Source organism: Ruegeria sp. J8, from assembly GCF_056531925.1.
The window spans coordinates 1-19,075 of the sequence record NZ_JBQFMR010000015.1 but is presented as its reverse complement, the minus strand read 5'-3'; the positions used below and the strand labels follow the sequence as shown (position 1 = coordinate 19,075).

The window sequence follows — 19,075 nt, the reverse complement described above, 5'->3', positions numbered from 1 at the left end:
ACTATTGGAGAGTCAAGATGCCAAATCGAAGACGTTTTCTCAAGATTCTAGGCGGAGGCACAATACTGGCGGCAACGGGCGCGGTTGCGTTTCTCGCTACACGCACGCCGCATGACGCGCTGGCTCCGTGGACGCCACAACCATATGACGACCACCGCAAAGCCGCTTTGTCCTACGCGATTCTCGCCCCTAACCCGCACAACTTGCAACCTTGGCTCGTCGAGTTAGTTGGGCAAAACAAGGTTCGTATCCACCGCGATACAGATCGCGAGCTTCCGGAAACCGATCCTTACCACCGCCAGCTCTATATTGGCCTCGGCGCATTTGTTGAGACGATGGTCCTGGCGGCAGGTGCTCTCGGGTTTGATACCGAGGTCAAGTTGCTGCCAGATGGGGATGACGGGCCTATTGCAGAAGCAGTGTTTGTACCTGGAGGGGCACCCGATCCACTTTCAAATCAAATCCTCAACCGACATTCAAACAAAGAACCGTATACTGAACAGCGGCTGTCCGAGACGGAAGTGTCGGTCCTTGAAAACTACGCCACCCTGATTACCGATGAAGATTTGGTGACCCGTATTCGAGACCTTACGAAACGCGCTTTCGAAATCGAAATGCGAACGCCGCAGACCCTGAAAGAATCCGTCGACCTCATGCGGATCGGGAAAGCAGAAATCAACGCCAACCCGGACGGGATTGAGTTACGCGATCCCATGCTGGAAACGCTACGACTTACTGGCCTATTGGACAATGAGACCCTTATGAATGTTGACCACCCAGGCACTCAGTCTCACATGCGAGGCTACTTCGCTATGCTAGACGCGACGCCGCAATACGCAGTCCTCACGACAGCTACAAACACGCGAAGCGATCAACTCGAAGCCGGACGTCAATTGATGCGTTTCTACCTGAAGACAACCGAAATGGGTCTGGGCGTGCATCCGGTCAGTCAGGCCCTTCAGGAATATCCCGAGATGGCCGATGAATACGATCTTGCGCATGAGCTTCTTGCGTCACCGGACCACACGGTGCAAATGTTGCTACGTTTGGGGTATGGACCCGAGCCAATTGCCACACCCCGCTGGCCTCTGGAGACACGAATTCTGAATGAAGCCTGAAGATGAGACCAACGAAGTCTACCGGTTCTTCACCGAGGTCGGGATCATCAACCAGCTGATCTCGACCAAGCTCGAAGCGTTCTTACCTGGTCGAATGACAGCGACTCAATTTGGAATTTTGGGCCATCTAGTACGGCGTCCCGAAGGTGAAACCCCACTGCAACTCTCAAACGCGTTTCAGGTGCCCAAAACTTCGATGACGCATATGCTCGCCAGCCTTGAAAATCATACCTTGATCACTCTTGAGGCCAACCCAAAGGACAAGCGTTCGAAAATTGCCCGGTCGACGCCGCAAGGCGCTGAGTTTTTGGAAACGTGTATGGACCGGATGTCAGTAGCCCTCGGTCCGGTGTTGGCCGAACTCGGGCCTGAGCCGTTTCGTGAAACGTTGCCTAATCTGACGCTTATACGCGAAACTTTGGACAGCGAGCGCGACTAGCGGAAACTTGCGTCGACCCAAGCAAACAGAAAAGCTCTCAGAACATCATGCAATCCGCGCCCGGCGGCAGAGGCGGCGATCCTTCAGGCAAGGTGGGTGTGTAGTCAAATGTCACAATCTTCGCGCCACCGTCGAACGCCACGAACAGTTGGTTAGATCCCGGCCTAATGGCGATGCCTTCCGGGTCAGTTCCGAATTCCAACAGGCTTTGCTGGGCGAGCAGTTGGCCATCTGCCGTGAACTCATACAGGCTGTTTGACCCTTCCCAGTCATCAACGATCAACATGTGACCGGTTCGTGGGTCAATTGCGATGCCCTGTGCCTCGCTTAAGGGGGGAGAGAGCTTCATGGTATCCAACCTTGCCGTAAGGACGCCTTCTGAAGTGAACCAGGACAACCGTTCCGGATCATCTTCTACGGTCACGATCTGCCCCTTTGCATTGATCGCGATCCCTTCGGTATCCGCAAATCCACCTTCAAGTTCAAAGGGTGCTGCTAAAGTGACACCTTCCTTAGTTACACGTTGGAGGCTGCCTAGACCGTCGCCTAGCAACAAGTGATCCCCTTCGATAGCAATTGCTTTAATACGGAAGAGATCGCTGGATATGCGGCGCAACTCATCACCTTGCAGTGTGACAAGAACTGCTTCGGGCCCCTCGTTCGCGATCCACAAGCCACAAAACGTCGGATCGTAGTCAAGACTTGCGGGTTGGTTGAGCTCGTAATGACCTGTTTCGCGCAGCTGCAATGCCACGACGGGATTCGAAGCGGCGCAAAGCAACAAGGCGATGGTCCTTGCAAACACTCAGAATGCTCCTAAAACTGCATCAGAAAGGTGGATCGGTGTCGCGAAGAGTAAATCCAACAAACGCATGAACTCCTAAAAGCAAACCGCATCACTTACGCTGATCAGATAGACTCAGGACACGAAAAACCTGCACGGCTTTGCCGATGCCCTTCATCTTTCTTTCTCCCAGTTCTTCTGTCTCTACATACTCTTCTATGTCCAAATACGCGCGTTGGTTCAAAAGGATCTGCCCGTCGATGGCAAAATCGCAAAGCCTCGATGCGGTGATCACCACGCCGCCGATAGCGGTGTAGTCGGCACGACCATGAAACCCGACAAGCCCTAGGGTCGCGTATCCGCTGCTGATTCCGATACCCAGACCCATTGCATGCCCCAGTTTTTGCCAAGGTGCTCGAATTCCTTCAAAGGCTTCGCTTATTGCTTTAGCCAACCGTACGGCTTGCAGGACGGGTTGATCGCATGGAACCGGATCATTGAAAAAGACCATTAGTCCGTCTCCAGCTCGGTATCCAATTGTTCCCTTGTGTTGGGCAACTAGTTGACCAACCTCGTCGTGGAATTGCTGGAGAAGAGTAATGGCTTCTTCCGGTTCAATCGCCTCGGAAATGGCGGTGAAATTCCGGATGTCGCAGAATAAGCAGGAGATGTATTGACGATGGGTCTTAAGAAGCTCGTCAGAGTTTTCTTCTACGACAAGCTCCGCCACCTGCGGAGCAAGGAATTGTTTGAGTCGCCCTAGCCTGTCAATCTCGCCTTCCTGGCGCTTCACCTTCTCTGTCAGCCTTTCGTTCAAAGCCTCTATTTCATGCGTCTGGTTGCGAACCGTGTGGTTTAACGCATCGAGAATGAAGTTCTGGTTTAGCAAAGCCGCAATCACCAAAAGCACATAGGCGAGCGCTTCTACGCGTTCGTCATAGCCGAAATACAGCGTGATAATCAGGATAGCGGCGGCAATTCCACCGAGGACAAGTGGAAGCTCTTTGGCATGCCGCTTCCGGTCTCTCCACAAGAAACTAACCGCCAACACAGCAAACACCCACATGAGCACGGCTTGCGCATGAGGGTTTATAGAAAGCGCTTCATAGCCAACCAAATAAGTCAACAGAATCCCAGAATAGCATGTGGCCAAAGAGGCAAGTGCAGCCAAAACTGCTCCGATCCCTATTGGCATCGAAATTCTGAATTCCTCCGTTGCCGTGCCGATACCATCGGTTACAGCACGCGACGAATGTTCCGCGGCGGAGTCACTCCTGTTCTCGGGATCAGACATGGTCCTCGTTTGCGATTGGCTACTGCCAGAGTACGTTTGAAATGTTGTTACGTCAAAACCGCCAGCCCCTAATTGGCGGTCGAGGTTTTTTGCGAAATCATCACCCTCAGACAAGGCGACCTCCAGTTTCACATTGGCTGGCAACAGAGGTAAAATTAGGAACCAGTCCTTCAGTAGAAACCAATCTCGCTGACATCTACGCGGGCCACGTAATCGCGCCCGAAGGCAACAACTCCAACTGGGGTGATTGCATCCGCAACGGGAATAGCGCGTAACTTGGCGCCTGAAGCCTTGAAGCCTGACAGAGGAAAACAAACTTCGGTCCATTCATCAAAAGTTGCGAACTCGGCCTGACAGTATTGCCATGGAAGCACGGTGCCACTTGTCCTGAGGTAGACGAAGTATTGTTCGCCGTTGCACCGGAACAATAGACTGACACCTGATACACCTGTATCTGGCCGAACAGGCAACTTGCGTCGGAACTGAATAAAGCCGCCGTTGTTTTCAGTACTGACGGTTCCGGTCAACTACGCGAATGCAATATTACCTTCCGAACGAAACCGCTCCTGCCCTGAAGAAACTCCTCCCATGACGGTGTCGGCAACGTAGTCCCAACGCATCTCCGGAGACTTGGAGAAGTCTTCAGTCAGTTTTGCATCAGCCTGAGCCAACGTGGATCCGATGATAACAAAACCTGAAACAAGCCCAATTAAGTTGGCACGCATATTGTTCCCGCTCAGTTCAGTATCGCAATGGAAAGGTTCAGCGCCGTGGCAAATGAGACCCATGCCAAGTACGGCAGGAATGCTATGCGGATCAAGCAATTCGACATTGTAGGATAGCTTTCAGCAGTCCTTGGTCATCACGTTGACAAGCGAGCCCGAAGAGAAGGTCGCAGTACTGGTCTCATCCGCATCGGTATATGACACCATGGCGCCTTCGATCTCCGACCCGGTTACGATGATTTCGCATTGCCCGATGCTGTCATCTACACATCCTGTAGGGACGCGCAAAAGGCTGCATTACTATCATTGATTTTATTCAGAAAATTTGGGTGTCTTCGCCTATAATATTGCACAGCATTTGCGCATACCAACAACGGCCATTCGCCGCGGTTTCGTCCGATGTCTCAGATGCGGACAAAGCGGACTTTGCAAAGTTTGGTGGTCGAGGCCAGCTTTGGGCATGGTTTATGGTAAGATCCATGCAAGTCCTGCGAGGGAGAGTACCATGATCGACGCTGAACAGCGATTGGTAGACCACAACATCATTTTACCTGCGCCGCTAAAATTGCCTGTTGGTATGGTGTTGCCATTTCCGTGGATTAACGTTCGGGGCGACCGGGCGTTCGTATCTGGTCATGGACCACAAGAAACAGACGGCACTCCAGCCGGGCCATTTGGAGCAGTCGGAGAAAATGTGTCTGTGGAAGAGGGCTACGCCTCAGCACGCAAAGTCGGGCTTTCTATTCTCGGCAGTCTAAAGCGCGAACTTGGCAGTCTAAACCGAATAACGGGGTGGTGCCGAGTTCATGGGATGATCAATTGCAAATCTGGCTTCAGCGATACGCCTGCGGTTCTCAACGGTTTCACGGATTTGATCATTGACGTCTTTGGAGAAGAGATTGGCCGCCATTCACGTACGGCGGTCGGGGTGGCAGGTCTACCAATCAACTTCCCAATTGAAATCGAAGCAGAGGTTATTGTCTCAACGGTCTAGAATACACGTGAATCCGGAACGACGTACTGGTCAAAGAGGAGTAGGAATGTCGCTGCGCCGGGCAGAAGTACTGTATGAAAGAAGGCATTCGGGTGAGCCAGATCCGCCTCAGCAGGACTCAGCCCAACAGACGACCAAGAAAGAGGAACCGGCAACTACAAAGTTACAGAAGAGATGTGGAATTCGGTGATCTATATTGGACCAGGCTGTTCACTGGTGAGAGACCGTTAGTTTGAGCAATTTCGATGTCCGCTTTGGGCTGCGAGCGGTCGATCATGCTCATCGCAGAAAATGGCAGCGCTGAGCCCAAAGCTGCCTTTCAACAAGTGTCGAAAATGCTGCGTTGCAGCCAAGCGAACCCGCCGTTTGCAGTGTGTGCAGAAAACTATCACGTGGGATCCAAAAATCGCTTTGAGTTTGCGTAAGCAACTTGGCATCGTCACATTGAGACCAGGTTTACCCAAAAATATTGGGAGAGAATTCAATGAAACGCCTGTTCCCGTCTTTGCCGGACAACGCAACACTTGGTAGTGTCTATCAAGCTTTTCCCGATAAGCTTTCTCCACTTTGTGCGTACGAAAGCCTGGTTATGAGGGGAAAGAGCGATCTGTCGGTCGCCGAACGTGAATTAATCGCAGCCTATGTCTCGGGCTTGAATGCTTGCGCGTATTGCCATGGGGCGCACATCGTTTTTGCCAAGGCATACGGTATTGAGGTCGAGACAATTGAGTCGCTGATGGAGGACCGCGATACGGCACCAGTCGAGGATCAGCTTAAACCTTTATTGGCATATGTCGAAAAGCTCACTGTCTCGCCATCGCAAATGACTGAATCAGACGCAAAAGCGGTGTATGACGCAGGCTGGTCGGAGAGTGCATTGTTTGATGCCATCCAAGTTTGCGGCGTGTTCAATCTGGTGAACCGATTTATAGAAGGAACAGGTGTCCAAAGCCCTGGCAACGATCCAAGACAAGCCGATGAGGCCACTTTGGAACGATGCCGCAGCGAAACCTTCTACACTGATTTCGGACGGGAGAACGGCCTCGATATCTCTTGATTTGTAGTTGTGCCAGACCGCAGAGCAGAGATTGAACGGAAGTGACATAGTGTGTGCACCGAGCCCAAAGCTGACGTTACTTATCCCGGCCATGCAAAAGTCTGCGATGACCTCATAAGTGCATCAAGTGCAGGCGAATGTTTTCGGCCGGGAACTGTAAAGGCCGCGATAGTTCTTGAAACTTCTGGCTCAACAAGCGGGCGCTGCATCAAGCCCGGTAGAGTAACCGAGTACTCAGGCATAAAGGCAAAACCAATGCCCGCAGCAACCATTGCTTGTACCCAATCTTCTCGCTCAGACCTGAAGCGAGCGTACAGCTCAACGCCTTTTGACTGACAAACCGACATTACCATCTCGCGCAACTCACAGGCCAAGCGGTCAACGTAGTTTTCTTGTGATAAGTCTTGGAGCGAAACTGAGTTGAGTTGTCCAAGGCGGTGTTCCGGCGGGAAAACAACCACATATCTTTCGTCGTAGAGTGGTCTAGTCCTGAACTCCTCTTCAAGCTCTTCAGTCAGGGTCATTAAAGCAACATCGATATCGCCATCGGCAAGTTTTTTCTTTAGGTCCGACACGCTTGCTTCGTTGACAGACAACTCCAATCCGCTGTGGTTTTTCTCGAATTGAGCTAAAAAGCGAGCAAGGCGAACGTGCCCAATTGTTGATAGGACACCCAAGCGCAGCGGTACTTTTTCCAGCAAACGAAAATTCTGAGCCAGCGCTTGTGTAGCTGCTGCTTCGTCGACGATGTGCTGTAGATGCGGCAGCATAGACTTCCCAAAGTCGCTAACCAGTATTTTCCTACCTTCCCGATGGAAAACCTGTGCGCCCAGTTCGGTTTCTAGTGACTTGACGCCCTTGGTAAGCGCTGGTTGGCTCACATTGCATTCTGCAGCAGCTTTGGTGAAATTCAGATGCTTTGCGGCAGATAAGACATATCTAATCTGAGACATCTCCATGTTGGGGCACCTCGTCACTGAAAGCTAATAACAATCATGACGCAGGATACACCGTTTTATCCAAACCTGGAGTTATTAAGTCATAAGGTATTGATAGTTCCCCGAGCCACCGCTCCGTGATGCAATAGACGCACTAGTTTTGACTATTCGGAAAGGGAGCGAAATGTCTGTTTTTATGGTCGAAAGAAACCTTAAGGGTATCAGCATAGATGACTTGGGCGCTGCTCAAAAAGCCGCGATAGCAACTGCGCAAAAAATGACGGCAGATGGAGACAAGATCAGCTACGTTCGTTCAACATTTGCTCCCGAAGACGGGCGCTGCATGTGCTTGTTTGATGGTGAAAGCGCCGATCAAGTTCGTCGATTGAACGATACCGCTGGGCTTCCTTACGAAAAGGTCGTAGCCGCAATGGACCTTACTCCGTAACGGCTTGTAATATTGATTGCTTTTTGGGCCCTGAGTATATGCTCATGGGCCCTTGGCAATGGTTGAGCAGCTCGGCAGGGAGGTGCAGGTTCGTCCCGCAGATACTTGGTACACCGAGTTTTGCGGAAGCGCAGCATCATCTCCAATGCAGACTAGAACTCATCTCGTTTTAGCTTCTTCGAAAGACTAGCTCAGACTCCCTGGAGTTCTGCTTACACAATGCGACCACAGACTGCCGGATGGATCACTTGGTCAACCTGCGCGACTGTTTGCATTGGACGCTGCAGTACAGAAGGGAACTCGGGCTAAGGCCTGCCCTCGCCATCCCAATACTCTTGATCAGGCCTTTGATATCCAGCCCCTTGATAGCTGTCATAGCTGCACACCCTCACAACAATAATTACAAAGAGTGCTATGAGGATTGCCCTGGCAGTTGGGGTTTGGAGCAAGTACTTCATTATTCATTTTTAATTTTACGAGAGTGAAATGGCAAAGAAGTCCTGCGCCCCTTCATTCAGACCGCCAGTAGAACCGAACTAGACGAACGCGAAATTACACTGCTGAACAACGCGCTGAAGGTTTGCGAGGTGGCTTGGATATCGCTTGTTAGGCAACACCTGCTGATGACGGTGTTAACGGCGGCTTCGTCCACTTAGCAGACTCTAAAGGACTTGATCTGTTCGACCAGGAATGACAATTCAATACGTAACCAGTCTCACGTGGAAAATGTCAGATGAAAAATCTTCTTCTAACGTGCTGCTTTGGATTTGTTTTTCTTGGGTTCACCTCGCTTCCGTCGGCTGCCCAGCCTCGGTTAGGCTGGGCGTATCAGGTTGATGGGCTTGCCGCGTTTCAAAGGGATGCGGATTTGAGTGACGGCGGCAAGTTCTCTGCAAGTCGAGCGTTTCTACGTGCCACCGCACTTTACAATCTAGAAGGCGGAAGCTCCGTTGGGCTTTCCACCAGTTTTGGCAAGCTGGACTATAAATTCAGCCAATCGAACAACCAGCCATGGGAAAACATACGTGACCTTCGCGTAGCTGTTCCTGTTCGGTTTCGTGTGGGGGATACAACAACGGTTTTTGTATCGCCACAGATCAGGTGGGACTACCAAAGCGGGGCCTCCTCATCTGACGGTAGAACCTACGGTGTTTTTGCAGGTATTGCATGGCAACTGAACGAGCGCCTAACGATAGGCCCAGCCTTTGGTGCGTTTTCTGAATTTGACGAAAGCGGTACTGATTTTTTTCCGGCTCTGCTTATCGACTGGGACATAAATGACCGCTGGAAATTGAACACCGGCTCTGGTGTCGGAGCAACGCAAGGTCCCGGTTTGTCGCTGAGCTATGCTCTAAATGAGGCTATCGACCTTTCGTTGACCGCACGCTCAGAGAGGATCCGTTTCAGGCTGGATGGGGATGGCCCCGCCCCGGATGGGGTGGGTGAAGATAAGAGTATTCCTGTGGTTCTTTCTCTTGGGTACAATCCGAATCCTGGAGTTTCATTGAGCGTATTTGCGGGAGCAGAATTTGATGGCCGCCTAACGTTAGATGATGCGAATGGAGTAGAAATCAGTCGGCAAAGCTATGACACTGCGCCGTTGGTTGGGCTGGCGTTTAGGGTCAGGTTCTAATCGCGGCATTGAGCCTGTTTGCCAGATGTGTGCGGAGGTTTTTTCGCGGCTGAGTTCATACTTCTGCTTTGTCCGCACGGCGGTCATTGATGCGCTGCTTAGCGAACGACTGCTCCGAGCCCAAACCAAAAAAATGTCGCGCGGCAAATGATTGGCCACTTTTAAAGATTCGAGTTTACGTCTCCCAGACTTTCGCGAGTGTATCTTCGTCGATGTTCACGATTTGGTTTGCATTAGGAAACCCTCCGTTCGTGACGTCCGCGAATTTTTCACGGTAGGCGGCGACACGTTCATCTTGTAGCCTGTCCCGCTCTCCGGCGAAGCTACGGTAGGTTTTGGCATGGCGCGGGATATAGCCGCGGTTTTCGCCCAACAAATTAGCCGAGAACAGATATTGCGCGTCGCATCCACCGCCTGACCGCAGCGAGACCGTCGGCATAGATGTGCGTTTGGTGATCTCGATTGCAAGACCTGCGGCCACGACCTCCATCTCTACGGCGAACGCACCGGCGTTCTCGAACTCCTGAACTTGCGTCCGGATCATCTTGGCTTGTTCCAGCGTCTTGCCCACCGCCTTGAACCCGCCCGTCCAAGCTGCCTTGGGCGGGCAAGACCCACGTTGCAAATGGCAGGAACACCGTGATGGGCAAGCGCCTCCACGACCCATGGGTTGTAGCCGCAATAGACAGATTGAGCGCCTGCCATCATTGCGGCCATGGCATCGCGCAACGCCTCTGTTACGTCTGCGGGTATGCCCCATGGTAGGCCAAACTGGAAATGCGTGTCGGGCACAGCTTTAGCAGAATGGCCCTGCTCTGGTACAAAGGCTGAGCCGATCATGTCTATACCCGCTTCGCGCGCCGCAATCGCTTCTTTTTCGCGGGCGACCTGCACGTAGTTGATTGTGCGTTTGCCTTTGGCCTCCAGCAAGTCCTTGACTGTCATGCCACCCAATTCATTTGGCCCCGTTGGTAAATTTCTTGCGCCGCTCGCGGATTTTCGCGTCAGATTCTACGGTGCCATCATGGAATGAACCGAACCACTTGTCCCAAGGCAATTCGAGCGAGCCATAGTTACACTCAAAATAACGATGGTGCATCTGGTGATGGAATGTTCCCAACTTCAAGCGGTTCTTGTCCTTGATCATCATGCCTTCAAAGCCCGTATGCGTCGTCGCAGCCGTCAGCGCGTAATATTGCAGGTGGAACAGAATGTGCAGCGGGTGTGCCGTAACAATAAAATGGATCAGCACCGACCCAAGAAAGATCAAATGTTCTACCGGATGCATCGCCATGCCCGACCAAGGCCCTACGTTGATGTTGCGATGGTGCAGTGCATGCACGTGTTTGTAGAAGAACGGGATGTGCAGGAAGCGGTGAATCCAATAGAAATAGAAACTTTCCCAAACGGGGATCAGCAGAAATAGAGCGATGAACCAGATGGGGTTCGCTGCCCATGTCAGCATCGGTGCATAACCGTTGGCCATCGCCCAGAACATCAGCACCTCATAGAACGTCCAAACTGTGACGCCACTGGCGATGGTCCAGAACATGTTGTCGCGGATTTGCCCGCCCAGCGTGAACTGTCGCCCGTTTTTCATCAGGGGACGCGGGTCGTATTTCAACTCCTGGCCCTGTTTGGTGAAGGTATAGAAATAGAGGTGAAGCCCTCCGGCGACGAGTGTCATCAATGCGACGTTACGGATGAACATCTCGGCAATCCAACCGAACGCCAGCGTTTGCGTTTCGGCTAAGGGGGGGTGGAACCAATAGAACGAAATGCAGGCAATCGCGACGACGATTAATCGTTCGGTGAGGAAGAACCAAGAGTTCCAGAACCATGCGACCATCGCCATTGGGCGCGGGGGCCAGCTAAAGAATGGCGACACTTGCAGCGGGACATTTGGCGTGTGGTTCCAGCCTTTGAGTGGTGCGCCAGACATCAATGGTCTCCTAGAAAAGCAGCGCATTTACGTTGGCATGATTTGTTTCACCGGAAAAATAGTATTAAAAGACAAACATCATCATAAATTCAGAGATAAAGATGCCGCTAACCCTTAAGGCCATGGAATATTTCACAACCGCGCTGCGTCATGGCAACATTGCCAAAGCGGCGGCGGAACTGAACATTGCTGCCTCTGCAGTATCCAGCGCGATTGATCAGGTCGAGGCAGAATTTGATCTGACACTTGTGATCCGCCAACGCGCGCGTGGTATTCAGCCGAACGCAGCGGGACGCGACGTGGCGCGGAAATGCGAGCATTTGTTGGAAGACTACCGGTCACTTCTGATTGAGGGCGCGGAGTTGAAGCAATCGCATAGTGGAACGCTTAGGGTAGGCTACTATGCTCCCATCGCCCCAGCGTTTCTACCGCAGATTTTTGATACGTTCTTGTCTCACCGCACAGGTGTCACGCTCGAATTGCAAGAATGTAACAATGATGAAGTACAGGACGGGCTGCTCTATGGGACATACGATGCCATTTTGTTTGTCGCAGAGGGTGTAAGGCCCTCCATCGAATTTACCCCCGTCATCACAGCACCGCCGTACTGCTTGCTGCCACAGTCCCATCCATTGGCAGACCAAGATGCAGTCACGATGGCTCAGATTTCAAAGGAACCTTTGGTTGTGCTGAACCGCCCCTTGGCCGCTTCCTATTACAAAGGTCTGTTTCAATCCCGCACAAGGCAAGTGCCAATCGCGGCCTACGCGAACTCGACCGAAATGGTACGCAGTCTTGTGGCAGCGGGGAGGGGATGCGCAATCCTAAATATGCTGCCTTTAACGTCCGAGACGTATGTTGGTGCGCCTGTCGTCGCGCGCCCGATTTCAGATACTTTGCCGCCACTAACGCTGGCCCTCGGCTACGACAGTGCGCGTCCAAGACGAATCGTTCAAGAATTCGCTCAAGCTTGCCGAGATTACTTCTCTGAATCCGGGTCAACACAATGCGTTGTCTTGAGCTAGTCCTAGACAGGCGACCATTGGGGCGCAAGCAGCGAAATGACGTAGTGTCCGCAAAGCGGACATGCATCGCGAATTTGCGAACGTCTGCCTCGAGCCCTAAGCAGACATCACACTTTGTGATGGTTTACGATCATAGACATCGCCTGAATGCTATAGATTTGGTGCCAATCAGTGCGGCATGCTAGCATTCACAAGAGATCTAGGTTTGAGGTGAGCCAGACACGGGGGGCACCATGTCAAAGACGCTATATGAACGTCTGGGAGGAACGGATGGTATTCGGCGAATAGTCAACACGCTGGTGGACAATCACTCCAAAAACCCAGTTGTCTCTGCTCGATTTGCGGGAACTGATATGGAGCACCTCAAGCAAATGGCAGCAGACTTCTTCGTAACTGGTTCTGGCGGGCCTGAGATCTATACGGGCAAGGATATGGTTGCTGCGCATCGGCACATGAACATCAGCGGAGATGAGTTTGTCGCAGTTCTGGACGACGCCATGAACGCCCTAAAGGCCAACGACGTCGACCAAAGGGAGCAAGAAGAGGTTTTGTACATTCTATATAGCCTCAAGGACCAAGTTGTAGGTATCTGAATTTCGCCACAACCGGGTAGAGTCGGCAATATTCAAATCTTTAAATCAAAGCTTGCTTGTCCGACTTGCAGACTCTTGAAGTCAAATGGCTTACTATGGGTCAATCGTGCATTTGGGCTTAAAATTTATGCGCAAAAGGAACCTCCAATATGAATAGGAGATTGTCTACGATCTTGGCCGCTGATGTTGTCGGTTATTCCACTCGGATGCGTGAAGATGAAATCGACACGATAAATCGTGTTAGTCTGTTAAGCGAGTTAATCGGAACTGTTGCGTCCACGCACAATGGGCGGGTCTTTAACCGCGCGGGCGATGGTTTTCTTTTGGAGTTTTCTAGCCCGGTGGCGGCAGTTCGCTGTGCTTATAACTTACAACTTCAACTCGCTGCTCCAGTAACCAAGCGAGAGATAGGACTAGAAATCAGGATTGGGGTCCATCTTGCCGATGTCGTAGTAGATGGCGACGATTTGCTTGGCGATGGGGTGAATGTAGCAAGTCGTATTGAGTCTGAAGCTGAGCCGGGTATGGTCCTCGTAAGTAATGCTGTGTTTGATCACGCCAAGCGGTCGGCCCAGCTCAAGTTTGAGAACAAGGGCACCCGAAAGCTCAAGAACATTTCCGAACCAGTTACGGTCTACGCTGTTGCAGGCGAGCTTGGCACGCACAGCTGCGGAACTGCGCTTATCGAGGACAGTAGCCTTCCCTACGTGGCGGAACTGCAAAAGTCCACCAACTCAATTGTTGTGCTTCCCTTCAAGAACATGAGCAATGATCCCGAGCAGGAGTATTTTTCCGATGGCCTGACGGAAGACATCATCACAGAACTGTCCCGGTTCCCTGACATTCTCACGATCTCCAGGAATACTAGTTTTGGGTTAAAAGGGGTTGCGGCGGACGCTCGTGAACTTGGACAAAAACTCGGCGTGCGTTTCTGTCTTGAAGGCGGGGTTCGCAAGCTGGGAAATCGCATTCGGATCAACGCGTATCTGACGGATGCAGTGTCAGGCGAACAGCTTTGGACAGAGCGGGCGGATTGCAATCTAGAGGATCTTTTCGATTTTCAGGATGACCTTGTTGCCAAAATCGTCGCGAGTGTGGCTGGCCAGATCGAACGGCAATTGGAAGCCACGGCACAGCGAAAACGTCCGGGTGACCTGGAAGCCTATGAATGTTTAATCCGCGGTTTGTATTATCACCGGATTGGTGGAGTCACAAAGGAGAATGCAGAGGAAGCGGTTCATTGGTTTGACGAAGCGCTGAAACGAGATCCAGGATATGGTCGAGTTCATGCGTGGAGGGCGTGCGCTGTCGCTACAGTAGCAGAATGGACCGGTGAAGATGTATGGGATGAGTTGGTCGAAGCAGGGAACCTAGCTGTCGAGCTGGATGAAACGGACGCTGAAAGCCATCGAATTGCCGGTTCTTTGGCGCTCTATGTTCGTGACTTTGAACGGGCTAAGTTCCACTTCAATCGCGCTCTGGAGTTAAACCCAAATCACGCGTTCATTGTTGGACGAACCGGTGAACTCCATAACTTTCTCGGAGATGGAAAGGCTGCTCTTGAGTATCAAAAGCGTGCAAAGATGCTTGATCCCTTTTTGCCCGAATATTGCCGCGAACTAGAGGCAATTGCCTACTACGTCATGCATGATTTTGAGGCCTGTTTTAACACCGTGGATGAATTTGCGAGGCTCACCCGGCGGGCGGCAGCTTATCGGACTGCGGCCGCAACTCACCTGAATAATGACCATAAGCTTGAACGAGCAGTTCGCGATTTGTTGCTTCACGATCCGAACTTTAGACCTTCTACATTTATTCAAACTGAATACTTCAAAGATCGCGAGATATCTAAGAGATTGAAAGCCGAATTGAGGAGCGCTATGGCGACAACCTCACTTCGCCTCGCTGGTTGAGCACACAATTTGCTAACGTAAAAATTGAGGATTGATGCGAATTCTCTTTGCAAGAAAAGGCCATGGATCGCCGGAGTCTAACGACCACTTTGCCCGCAACTAAGTCGTCGCCCCGATTATGTCGAACATCCGCTGACAGTAGAAACTGTCTTTGCCCCCTAAAATTGGGCCACTACTTTGGCCGAGAAGGGGGAACAAGGGATGGCTCGGAAGCGATACTCAGACGAAGACATTCTGAGGCTGCTGCGTGAGATTAAACTTAAGCTGGCAGATGGCGACGATGTTCGAACAGCCTGTCGTGGTGTCGGTGTCAGCGATGCGACCTACTACAATTGGCGGCGTCGGTTCGGTGGCATGGGCAAGTCGCAACCGTCGGATTTGCGCAGCCTGGAGAAAGAAAATGCCCGGCTGAAGAAGATCGTGGCCGAACTGGAACTGGACAAGCTGATCCTCAAAGAAAGTCTGAACTACCTAAAACCGAGGGCTTATCTGCAATTCGCAAATGCAACTTATTCCCAATCGCCAGCCGATGAACGCCACGTCTTAGCTTCCGCATCCCAAACACTGGCGGTGACGCAAGGCGTCGGGTTTATTCCGTCGCAATTGGATCCATGAATATCCGCAACAACAACGCGTTGACGCCCAAAATCAACAACCGTCCAGCCCTGGTTGAGCAAGGATTGAACCTCCTCTTCAATCAAGAAGTGTGACATGCATCCGCCAGTTCCGCAGTAAAGAGATGCGGCGCTCGAACACGCAAAACCAGATTCGTTCAGAACCCAGTCGCGTTGTAGATCCCCGTCGAGATCCACTCTCTCGACCGCACCCCAATCTAAATCAAACTGACCGTCGTTGAACTCCGCGCAAGCCTGTGCCGCCAGATCAACCTTTGCTCGTAAACCGGTTGGAAGTTGCGAAACGTCAGCCGCGACAACTGGTGAGGTCCAAACCAGGCCCGAACCAAGCAGGATCGCAGATACCAAACGTTTCAAGTAGCTTGCCAATTGGGAAGCCGGTTGGAAGGCGGTATCAATTGCACTGATCATACCTATAGTCCCCGTACTCCAGCCAGTTTGCCGAGCCTTCGCTAAAAATCAAAAACTCGGACCTGTCTTCCCCAAGCAGGGCAACGACAAATCCGGCCGGCGGCTCAGAGTTTCCGAAGTAACTGTAGGCCGTCATGGCTCTGATCGTCTCGCCGTTAACCGTTACTCGCGCGTCCCACTCTCCGTCCGGGTTGTCCAAAATTACGGGTTCGATCACGCGTTTTATCGCTCCGCCACCACAATAGACGATGCCTTCGGGTGCTTCGTAGGAGGCCTCCTGGCTAACATTCGAGTTGCACGCAGAACGAAGGGATCGAATTGCCGCGCTGGAACCCTTCAAGTCAAAGATTCCATAGCTGACGTCTTGATCAATCATGGACAGATTAACCGATGCATTTGCTGCAAGCTGGTCCTGTACAAAATCATAATCCTGCTGACTGTTGAAACTGGCCTCGACGGGATAGTTGTCGACGATCTGCAAAGCAGCGTTTTCTGCGCCAACCTGAAAAGCCCCAACTTCGGTGGTGCCGCTCTTAAAAAACCGAATGGAAAGCCCTTGCTTCTGCACAATGTCCTGGCTGTCCTCGTATCCAGCCGGAGCAAAGCGGATACGGTCACACTGAAGTTCCAGCGTCATGTTTCCGGTTTGAATAAATGCATTGGGATTAGGCCCGGAACTGAACGACCACTCCGCCGATGCAGTGGTCGCCATTGCCATCATCAACGCTCCAATAGAAATCGTTTTGAAACTCATTTTCACTCTCCATGGTGTTGCGGTTCGGACTTTCACCCAGCAGGGTTCCCGGCTTGTTTCCCGGAAAACAAGGTCAGGAAACAGATTCGCCGTATTCGTTTGCGCCTTCTTGGGAAGGTCGTGTCAGCCACCAGATCATCAGAATGGACAGAACGAACTGAAGGATTGAGACAACAACGATACCGGTCACACCCAAAACTGCCGCAGGTCCTCGCAATGCATCGGGATTTTCGGTCCCTTGCTCCAATACCGAAAAGAACGCCACCCCACCCAGCAAAACAAAAAGCGTTGTAATGCTGAGCGCCATCGGCAACAGCAAGTACCAGCCAGGTCGCCCTGTATCGTGCAGCCTTCTCCAACCGACGGCGAGCATGGGTATAATGACGGCCAGTTGAAAAACGGAGGACAGAACCTGAGAGCCTTGGCCCGTTGCGGGGTTGGTTCCAAAAAGGATCGAATCCAACATTGCTAAAGCGGCACTCACGAGAACCGCAAACAAGAAGAACCACCAGTATTCTGAGCGTAAAGCCCGACCGGAAAACTGGAAGTATTTCGAAAAACACGTTTTAACGGATTCACCAAATCCCATTTTTCACTCCCTTTTTGACTTTCATTGCGTCGAAAACGCTTCGCCGCTCAGAATTACTCACGCGCCCCTAAGGATGCGCCCACGAACCTTTTTTATTTGAAGACGAAGGCCTATCGTACGAGAGCGTAAAGAAGTTTACGCGCGGAAAAAATGTTGATTTATTAAAAATTAGATTCAAACATGCGAATTCGACACAACTTTCATTTTACCTCCGTTGTTGTCGTTGTTGCCCGATGTCTCGGGCCCTTCCGACTGCTAGAGTGAGTGCTGGCGGTCGGAAGGCACTTTACAATGATTGAGCCTTGGGAGGACGCGATGCCCAGACTTAACGAACTCGCCCTCTCTCCGAAGCTCGCTCTAGCTCTTGCCAGCGACGTCATTCGGCCATCACGCGTTATTGGCGACCCAGATAGTCAACGAAATATCGTTCCACCGACCAAGCCCCCGCGGCAAGTTTTAGGAAAGGCAGTCACAGGATCGAGGTATGTTCTATTGGCTGCCCAGACGCGAGAGCTTCAAACTAGTGCATCCAATTTCACAAATTTTAAGGGAACCAGAGGGAGAAGAAAATGTCTAACAAGATGGTGATGATTGCAGGCACGACATGTTTCGCACTGCTTGCGGCCTGCGACGATACGAGTACATCAAGCGCGTCCGCCGAACTCACGCCGGCTCAGCAAGCGTGTTTGCGAGATGTAGCCAGCACAACGAACAATTCACAAGTCGTGGTGCTCTCATCCGCGTTTAGCGAGGCGGGAACACAGGTCACAGTCGGCGTTGGCGAGGATCGCGCTCCTTGGAACTGCATTGCTTACAGTGATGGCACGACAGCTGGTATCGAGTTCCTGGGTGACGAAGGCGCATTGTGACCTGTCTGCTGCGTAGCTGAAAACGGCTGCGCAGCACTGGCTTGATCTGCTGAGGCTCGACTTGGTTTGTAGAACCACCATCATCGTATTCGCGGTCATGTACCTGTTGGCGTTGGTTGCATTCTTGACGGGCACATTTGGCTGGTTGGGACAGGAACGAGACCCTTTGTCCGGAGTGTTCCTGCTGCCGTTGGGACTACCTTGGATACTTGTGGCGGACTTATTTTCGGAGTCCGCCAAGCCGTGGTTCGCGGCGATTGCTCCGGCGCTCAACCTGTTAGCGCTGGTTTTGATTTGCAGATGGGCACGCAGATTGCGCCAGTAGTGGTGGCTGAACTCTTTCTCACCAAAAGGGAGGAAAACATGGGAAAAGTAATCTTGGGAATTGTGATCGGGCTCGTCCTCGGCGTGGTTGGGGCGATGACCTTGGGTGGCGGGGCCGCGGTGGGTGTCGGCGTTGCGACAGGCTTGTCCGCCGGTGTCTGCACCACATTGAAAGGAGCACAAGCTGAGAACCTTATCACCGCCGAGCAAGCGGATCAGATCCTCAACCGCGTAAATTCCGAAATGGCGTCACTGCAAGGAATTGAAACGACGGACGAGATCGTCGGCAGCGCGCAGGCATGCGATGAATTTCTGTCAAAGTTACGAGACGCGAAGTGAGGTTCCGCTTTGTACGGAACAAAACTCTAAGGATCAGCCAGCAAGGGACCATCTGATGAAATTCCCTGTACTCAAATTCCTCGCACCGATGTTCGCAATCGCAGGCACGGCTTCTTTTGCAATGTCTGAAGCAGACGACGCGTGTATCGATCATTTGCGACAGGTTGGTGGACCAGACGGTCAATCCGGAACGATTGAAAGCTCTCAGTTCTCGGAAGCTGGTACGCTCGTCATGCTGCGTGATGCAGGTG

General features: G+C 51.9%; 24 protein-coding genes. 13 read left to right on the top strand and 11 right to left on the bottom strand.

Annotated features, from left to right (window positions below; genetic code table 11):
• The first annotated feature begins 17 nt into the window (after positions 1-17).
• Together ACR0L1_RS21850 and ACR0L1_RS21845 are read left to right on the top strand one after the other, a co-directional pair.
• Positions 18-1,118, top strand: coding sequence for an Acg family FMN-binding oxidoreductase (locus ACR0L1_RS21850; RefSeq protein ID WP_480860783.1), 1,101 nt, complete (start codon positions 18-20; stop codon positions 1,116-1,118).
• On the top strand, positions 1,108-1,557 hold the full coding sequence (locus ACR0L1_RS21845; RefSeq protein WP_480860782.1) for a MarR family winged helix-turn-helix transcriptional regulator: 450 nt from the start codon (positions 1,108-1,110) through the stop codon (positions 1,555-1,557). Before ACR0L1_RS21850 ends, ACR0L1_RS21845 begins: the two co-directional genes overlap by 11 nt.
• A 37-nt stretch (positions 1,558-1,594) precedes the next feature.
• Here the strand turns inward: ACR0L1_RS21845 and ACR0L1_RS21840 are convergent, their stop codons facing one another.
• The 5 genes from ACR0L1_RS21840 to ACR0L1_RS21820 all read right to left on the bottom strand — a co-directional run bounded on the left by ACR0L1_RS21840 (position 1,595) and on the right by ACR0L1_RS21820 (position 4,467).
• Positions 1,595-2,362 (bottom strand): hypothetical protein, encoded by a 768-nt coding sequence (locus ACR0L1_RS21840; protein WP_480860780.1) that lies wholly within the window; start codon positions 2,360-2,362, stop codon positions 1,595-1,597.
• 91 nt (positions 2,363-2,453) lie between these two features.
• Positions 2,454-3,749 (bottom strand): adenylate/guanylate cyclase domain-containing protein, encoded by a 1,296-nt coding sequence (locus ACR0L1_RS21835; protein WP_480860779.1) that lies wholly within the window; start codon positions 3,747-3,749, stop codon positions 2,454-2,456.
• A 56-nt stretch (positions 3,750-3,805) separates the two neighbouring features.
• Positions 3,806-4,162, bottom strand: coding sequence for a CIA30 family protein (locus ACR0L1_RS21830; protein WP_480860777.1), 357 nt, complete (start codon positions 4,160-4,162; stop codon positions 3,806-3,808).
• A complete protein-coding gene (locus ACR0L1_RS21825) occupies positions 4,163-4,360 on the bottom strand; it encodes a hypothetical protein (RefSeq protein ID WP_480860776.1) in 198 nt (65 codons plus the stop codon).
• Between the two features lie 11 nt (positions 4,361-4,371).
• Positions 4,372-4,467 (bottom strand): tryptophan-rich sensory protein, encoded by a 96-nt coding sequence (locus tag ACR0L1_RS21820; RefSeq protein ID WP_480860774.1) that lies wholly within the window; start codon positions 4,465-4,467, stop codon positions 4,372-4,374.
• Positions 4,468-4,865: 398 nt separating this feature from the next.
• On the opposite strand from ACR0L1_RS21820, the gene ACR0L1_RS21815 reads away from it, so the two are divergent.
• Together ACR0L1_RS21815 and ACR0L1_RS21810 are read left to right on the top strand one after the other, a co-directional pair.
• The gene (locus tag ACR0L1_RS21815) at positions 4,866-5,354 is read left to right on the top strand and encodes a RidA family protein (protein ID WP_170458402.1); all 489 of its coding nucleotides are present in this window, start codon (positions 4,866-4,868) and stop codon (positions 5,352-5,354) included.
• A 484-nt stretch (positions 5,355-5,838) separates the two neighbouring features.
• Entirely contained in the window at positions 5,839-6,411 is a 573-nt protein-coding gene (locus tag ACR0L1_RS21810) for a carboxymuconolactone decarboxylase family protein (RefSeq protein ID WP_170773679.1), read from the top strand.
• 80 nt (positions 6,412-6,491) lie between these two features.
• Here ACR0L1_RS21810 and ACR0L1_RS21805 read toward each other — a convergent pair whose 3' ends face one another.
• Entirely contained in the window at positions 6,492-7,370 is an 879-nt protein-coding gene (locus tag ACR0L1_RS21805; protein WP_170773677.1) for a LysR family transcriptional regulator, read from the bottom strand.
• Between the two features lie 163 nt (positions 7,371-7,533).
• Between ACR0L1_RS21805 and ACR0L1_RS21800 the strand changes: the two genes are divergently transcribed.
• Together ACR0L1_RS21800 and ACR0L1_RS21795 are read left to right on the top strand one after the other, a co-directional pair.
• On the top strand, positions 7,534-7,797 hold the full coding sequence (locus ACR0L1_RS21800; protein ID WP_170773675.1) for a DUF4242 domain-containing protein: 264 nt from the start codon (positions 7,534-7,536) through the stop codon (positions 7,795-7,797).
• A gap of 733 nt (positions 7,798-8,530) precedes the next feature.
• Positions 8,531-9,430 carry a hypothetical protein gene (locus tag ACR0L1_RS21795; protein WP_480860773.1) on the top strand — a complete coding sequence of 300 codons (900 nt, stop codon included), beginning with the start codon at positions 8,531-8,533 and terminating at the stop codon, positions 9,428-9,430.
• A gap of 175 nt (positions 9,431-9,605) precedes the next feature.
• On the opposite strand, the gene ACR0L1_RS21790 is transcribed toward ACR0L1_RS21795, so the two are convergent.
• From ACR0L1_RS21790 to ACR0L1_RS21780, 3 genes are read right to left on the bottom strand one after another with little or no spacing between them, the layout of a single operon-like run.
• The gene (locus ACR0L1_RS21790; protein WP_331252127.1) at positions 9,606-10,001 is read right to left on the bottom strand and encodes a 3-methyl-2-oxobutanoate hydroxymethyltransferase; all 396 of its coding nucleotides are present in this window, start codon (positions 9,999-10,001) and stop codon (positions 9,606-9,608) included.
• Positions 9,971-10,375, bottom strand: coding sequence for a hypothetical protein (locus ACR0L1_RS21785; RefSeq protein ID WP_480502714.1), 405 nt, complete (start codon positions 10,373-10,375; stop codon positions 9,971-9,973). Before ACR0L1_RS21785 ends, ACR0L1_RS21790 begins: the two co-directional genes overlap by 31 nt.
• Before the next feature lie 10 nt (positions 10,376-10,385).
• Positions 10,386-11,372 (bottom strand): sterol desaturase family protein, encoded by a 987-nt coding sequence (locus ACR0L1_RS21780; RefSeq protein WP_480860771.1) that lies wholly within the window; start codon positions 11,370-11,372, stop codon positions 10,386-10,388.
• Positions 11,373-11,473: 101 nt separating this feature from the next.
• Here ACR0L1_RS21780 and ACR0L1_RS21775 point away from each other — a divergent pair, with 101 nt between their 5' ends.
• From ACR0L1_RS21775 to ACR0L1_RS21760, 4 genes are all read left to right on the top strand, one after another.
• Positions 11,474-12,397, top strand: coding sequence for a LysR family transcriptional regulator (locus tag ACR0L1_RS21775; RefSeq protein ID WP_480860769.1), 924 nt, complete (start codon positions 11,474-11,476; stop codon positions 12,395-12,397).
• A gap of 233 nt (positions 12,398-12,630) precedes the next feature.
• Entirely contained in the window at positions 12,631-12,990 is a 360-nt protein-coding gene (locus ACR0L1_RS21770) for a group I truncated hemoglobin (RefSeq protein ID WP_171126708.1), read from the top strand.
• A 173-nt stretch (positions 12,991-13,163) separates the two neighbouring features.
• Positions 13,164-14,903 carry an adenylate/guanylate cyclase domain-containing protein gene (locus ACR0L1_RS21765; protein WP_480860767.1) on the top strand — a complete coding sequence of 580 codons (1,740 nt, stop codon included), beginning with the start codon at positions 13,164-13,166 and terminating at the stop codon, positions 14,901-14,903.
• Positions 14,904-15,104: 201 nt separating this feature from the next.
• Positions 15,105-15,518 (top strand): transposase, encoded by a 414-nt coding sequence (locus tag ACR0L1_RS21760; RefSeq protein WP_480860766.1) that lies wholly within the window; start codon positions 15,105-15,107, stop codon positions 15,516-15,518.
• 414 nt (positions 15,519-15,932) lie between these two features.
• On the opposite strand, the gene ACR0L1_RS21755 is transcribed toward ACR0L1_RS21760, so the two are convergent.
• Both ACR0L1_RS21755 and ACR0L1_RS21750 read right to left on the bottom strand, forming a co-directional pair.
• On the bottom strand, positions 15,933-16,703 hold the full coding sequence (locus ACR0L1_RS21755; RefSeq protein WP_480860764.1) for a hypothetical protein: 771 nt from the start codon (positions 16,701-16,703) through the stop codon (positions 15,933-15,935).
• A gap of 73 nt (positions 16,704-16,776) precedes the next feature.
• Positions 16,777-17,292 carry a DUF805 domain-containing protein gene (locus ACR0L1_RS21750; protein WP_480860763.1) on the bottom strand — a complete coding sequence of 172 codons (516 nt, stop codon included), beginning with the start codon at positions 17,290-17,292 and terminating at the stop codon, positions 16,777-16,779.
• Positions 17,293-17,861: 569 nt separating this feature from the next.
• On the opposite strand from ACR0L1_RS21750, the gene ACR0L1_RS21745 reads away from it, so the two are divergent.
• The 3 genes from ACR0L1_RS21745 to ACR0L1_RS21735 form a co-directional block, all read left to right on the top strand.
• A complete protein-coding gene (locus ACR0L1_RS21745) occupies positions 17,862-18,161 on the top strand; it encodes a hypothetical protein (RefSeq protein WP_170418729.1) in 300 nt (99 codons plus the stop codon).
• Between the two features lie 243 nt (positions 18,162-18,404).
• Positions 18,405-18,824, top strand: coding sequence for a hypothetical protein (locus tag ACR0L1_RS21740; protein WP_170408625.1), 420 nt, complete (start codon positions 18,405-18,407; stop codon positions 18,822-18,824).
• A gap of 55 nt (positions 18,825-18,879) precedes the next feature.
• Positions 18,880-19,075, top strand: a 196-nt coding sequence (locus tag ACR0L1_RS21735) for a hypothetical protein (protein WP_480860761.1), incomplete at its 3' end; no start/stop codon positions are given.

Coding starts and splice junctions, on each gene's coding strand:
- ACR0L1_RS21785 (WP_480502714.1), bottom strand. CDS start 10,375: ATGACAGTCAAGGACTTGCTGGAGGCCAAAGGCAAACGCACAATCAAC.
- ACR0L1_RS21800 (WP_170773675.1), top strand. CDS start 7,534: ATGTCTGTTTTTATGGTCGAAAGAAACCTTAAGGGTATCAGCATAGAT.
- ACR0L1_RS21825 (WP_480860776.1), bottom strand. CDS start 4,360: ATGCGTGCCAACTTAATTGGGCTTGTTTCAGGTTTTGTTATCATCGGA.
- ACR0L1_RS21750 (WP_480860763.1), bottom strand. CDS start 17,292: ATGGGATTTGGTGAATCCGTTAAAACGTGTTTTTCGAAATACTTCCAG.
- ACR0L1_RS21760 (WP_480860766.1), top strand. CDS start 15,105: ATGGCTCGGAAGCGATACTCAGACGAAGACATTCTGAGGCTGCTGCGT.
- ACR0L1_RS21780 (WP_480860771.1), bottom strand. CDS start 11,372: ATGTCTGGCGCACCACTCAAAGGCTGGAACCACACGCCAAATGTCCCG.
- ACR0L1_RS21820 (WP_480860774.1), bottom strand. CDS start 4,467: ATGTCGAATTGCTTGATCCGCATAGCATTCCTGCCGTACTTGGCATGG.
- ACR0L1_RS21775 (WP_480860769.1), top strand. CDS start 11,474: ATGCCGCTAACCCTTAAGGCCATGGAATATTTCACAACCGCGCTGCGT.
- ACR0L1_RS21770 (WP_171126708.1), top strand. CDS start 12,631: ATGTCAAAGACGCTATATGAACGTCTGGGAGGAACGGATGGTATTCGG.
- ACR0L1_RS21805 (WP_170773677.1), bottom strand. CDS start 7,370: ATGGAGATGTCTCAGATTAGATATGTCTTATCTGCCGCAAAGCATCTG.
- ACR0L1_RS21745 (WP_170418729.1), top strand. CDS start 17,862: ATGTCTAACAAGATGGTGATGATTGCAGGCACGACATGTTTCGCACTG.
- ACR0L1_RS21755 (WP_480860764.1), bottom strand. CDS start 16,703: ATGAGTTTCAAAACGATTTCTATTGGAGCGTTGATGATGGCAATGGCG.
- ACR0L1_RS21795 (WP_480860773.1), top strand. CDS start 8,531: ATGAAAAATCTTCTTCTAACGTGCTGCTTTGGATTTGTTTTTCTTGGG.
- ACR0L1_RS21850 (WP_480860783.1), top strand. CDS start 18: ATGCCAAATCGAAGACGTTTTCTCAAGATTCTAGGCGGAGGCACAATA.
- ACR0L1_RS21815 (WP_170458402.1), top strand. CDS start 4,866: ATGATCGACGCTGAACAGCGATTGGTAGACCACAACATCATTTTACCT.
- ACR0L1_RS21810 (WP_170773679.1), top strand. CDS start 5,839: ATGAAACGCCTGTTCCCGTCTTTGCCGGACAACGCAACACTTGGTAGT.
- ACR0L1_RS21845 (WP_480860782.1), top strand. CDS start 1,108: ATGAAGCCTGAAGATGAGACCAACGAAGTCTACCGGTTCTTCACCGAG.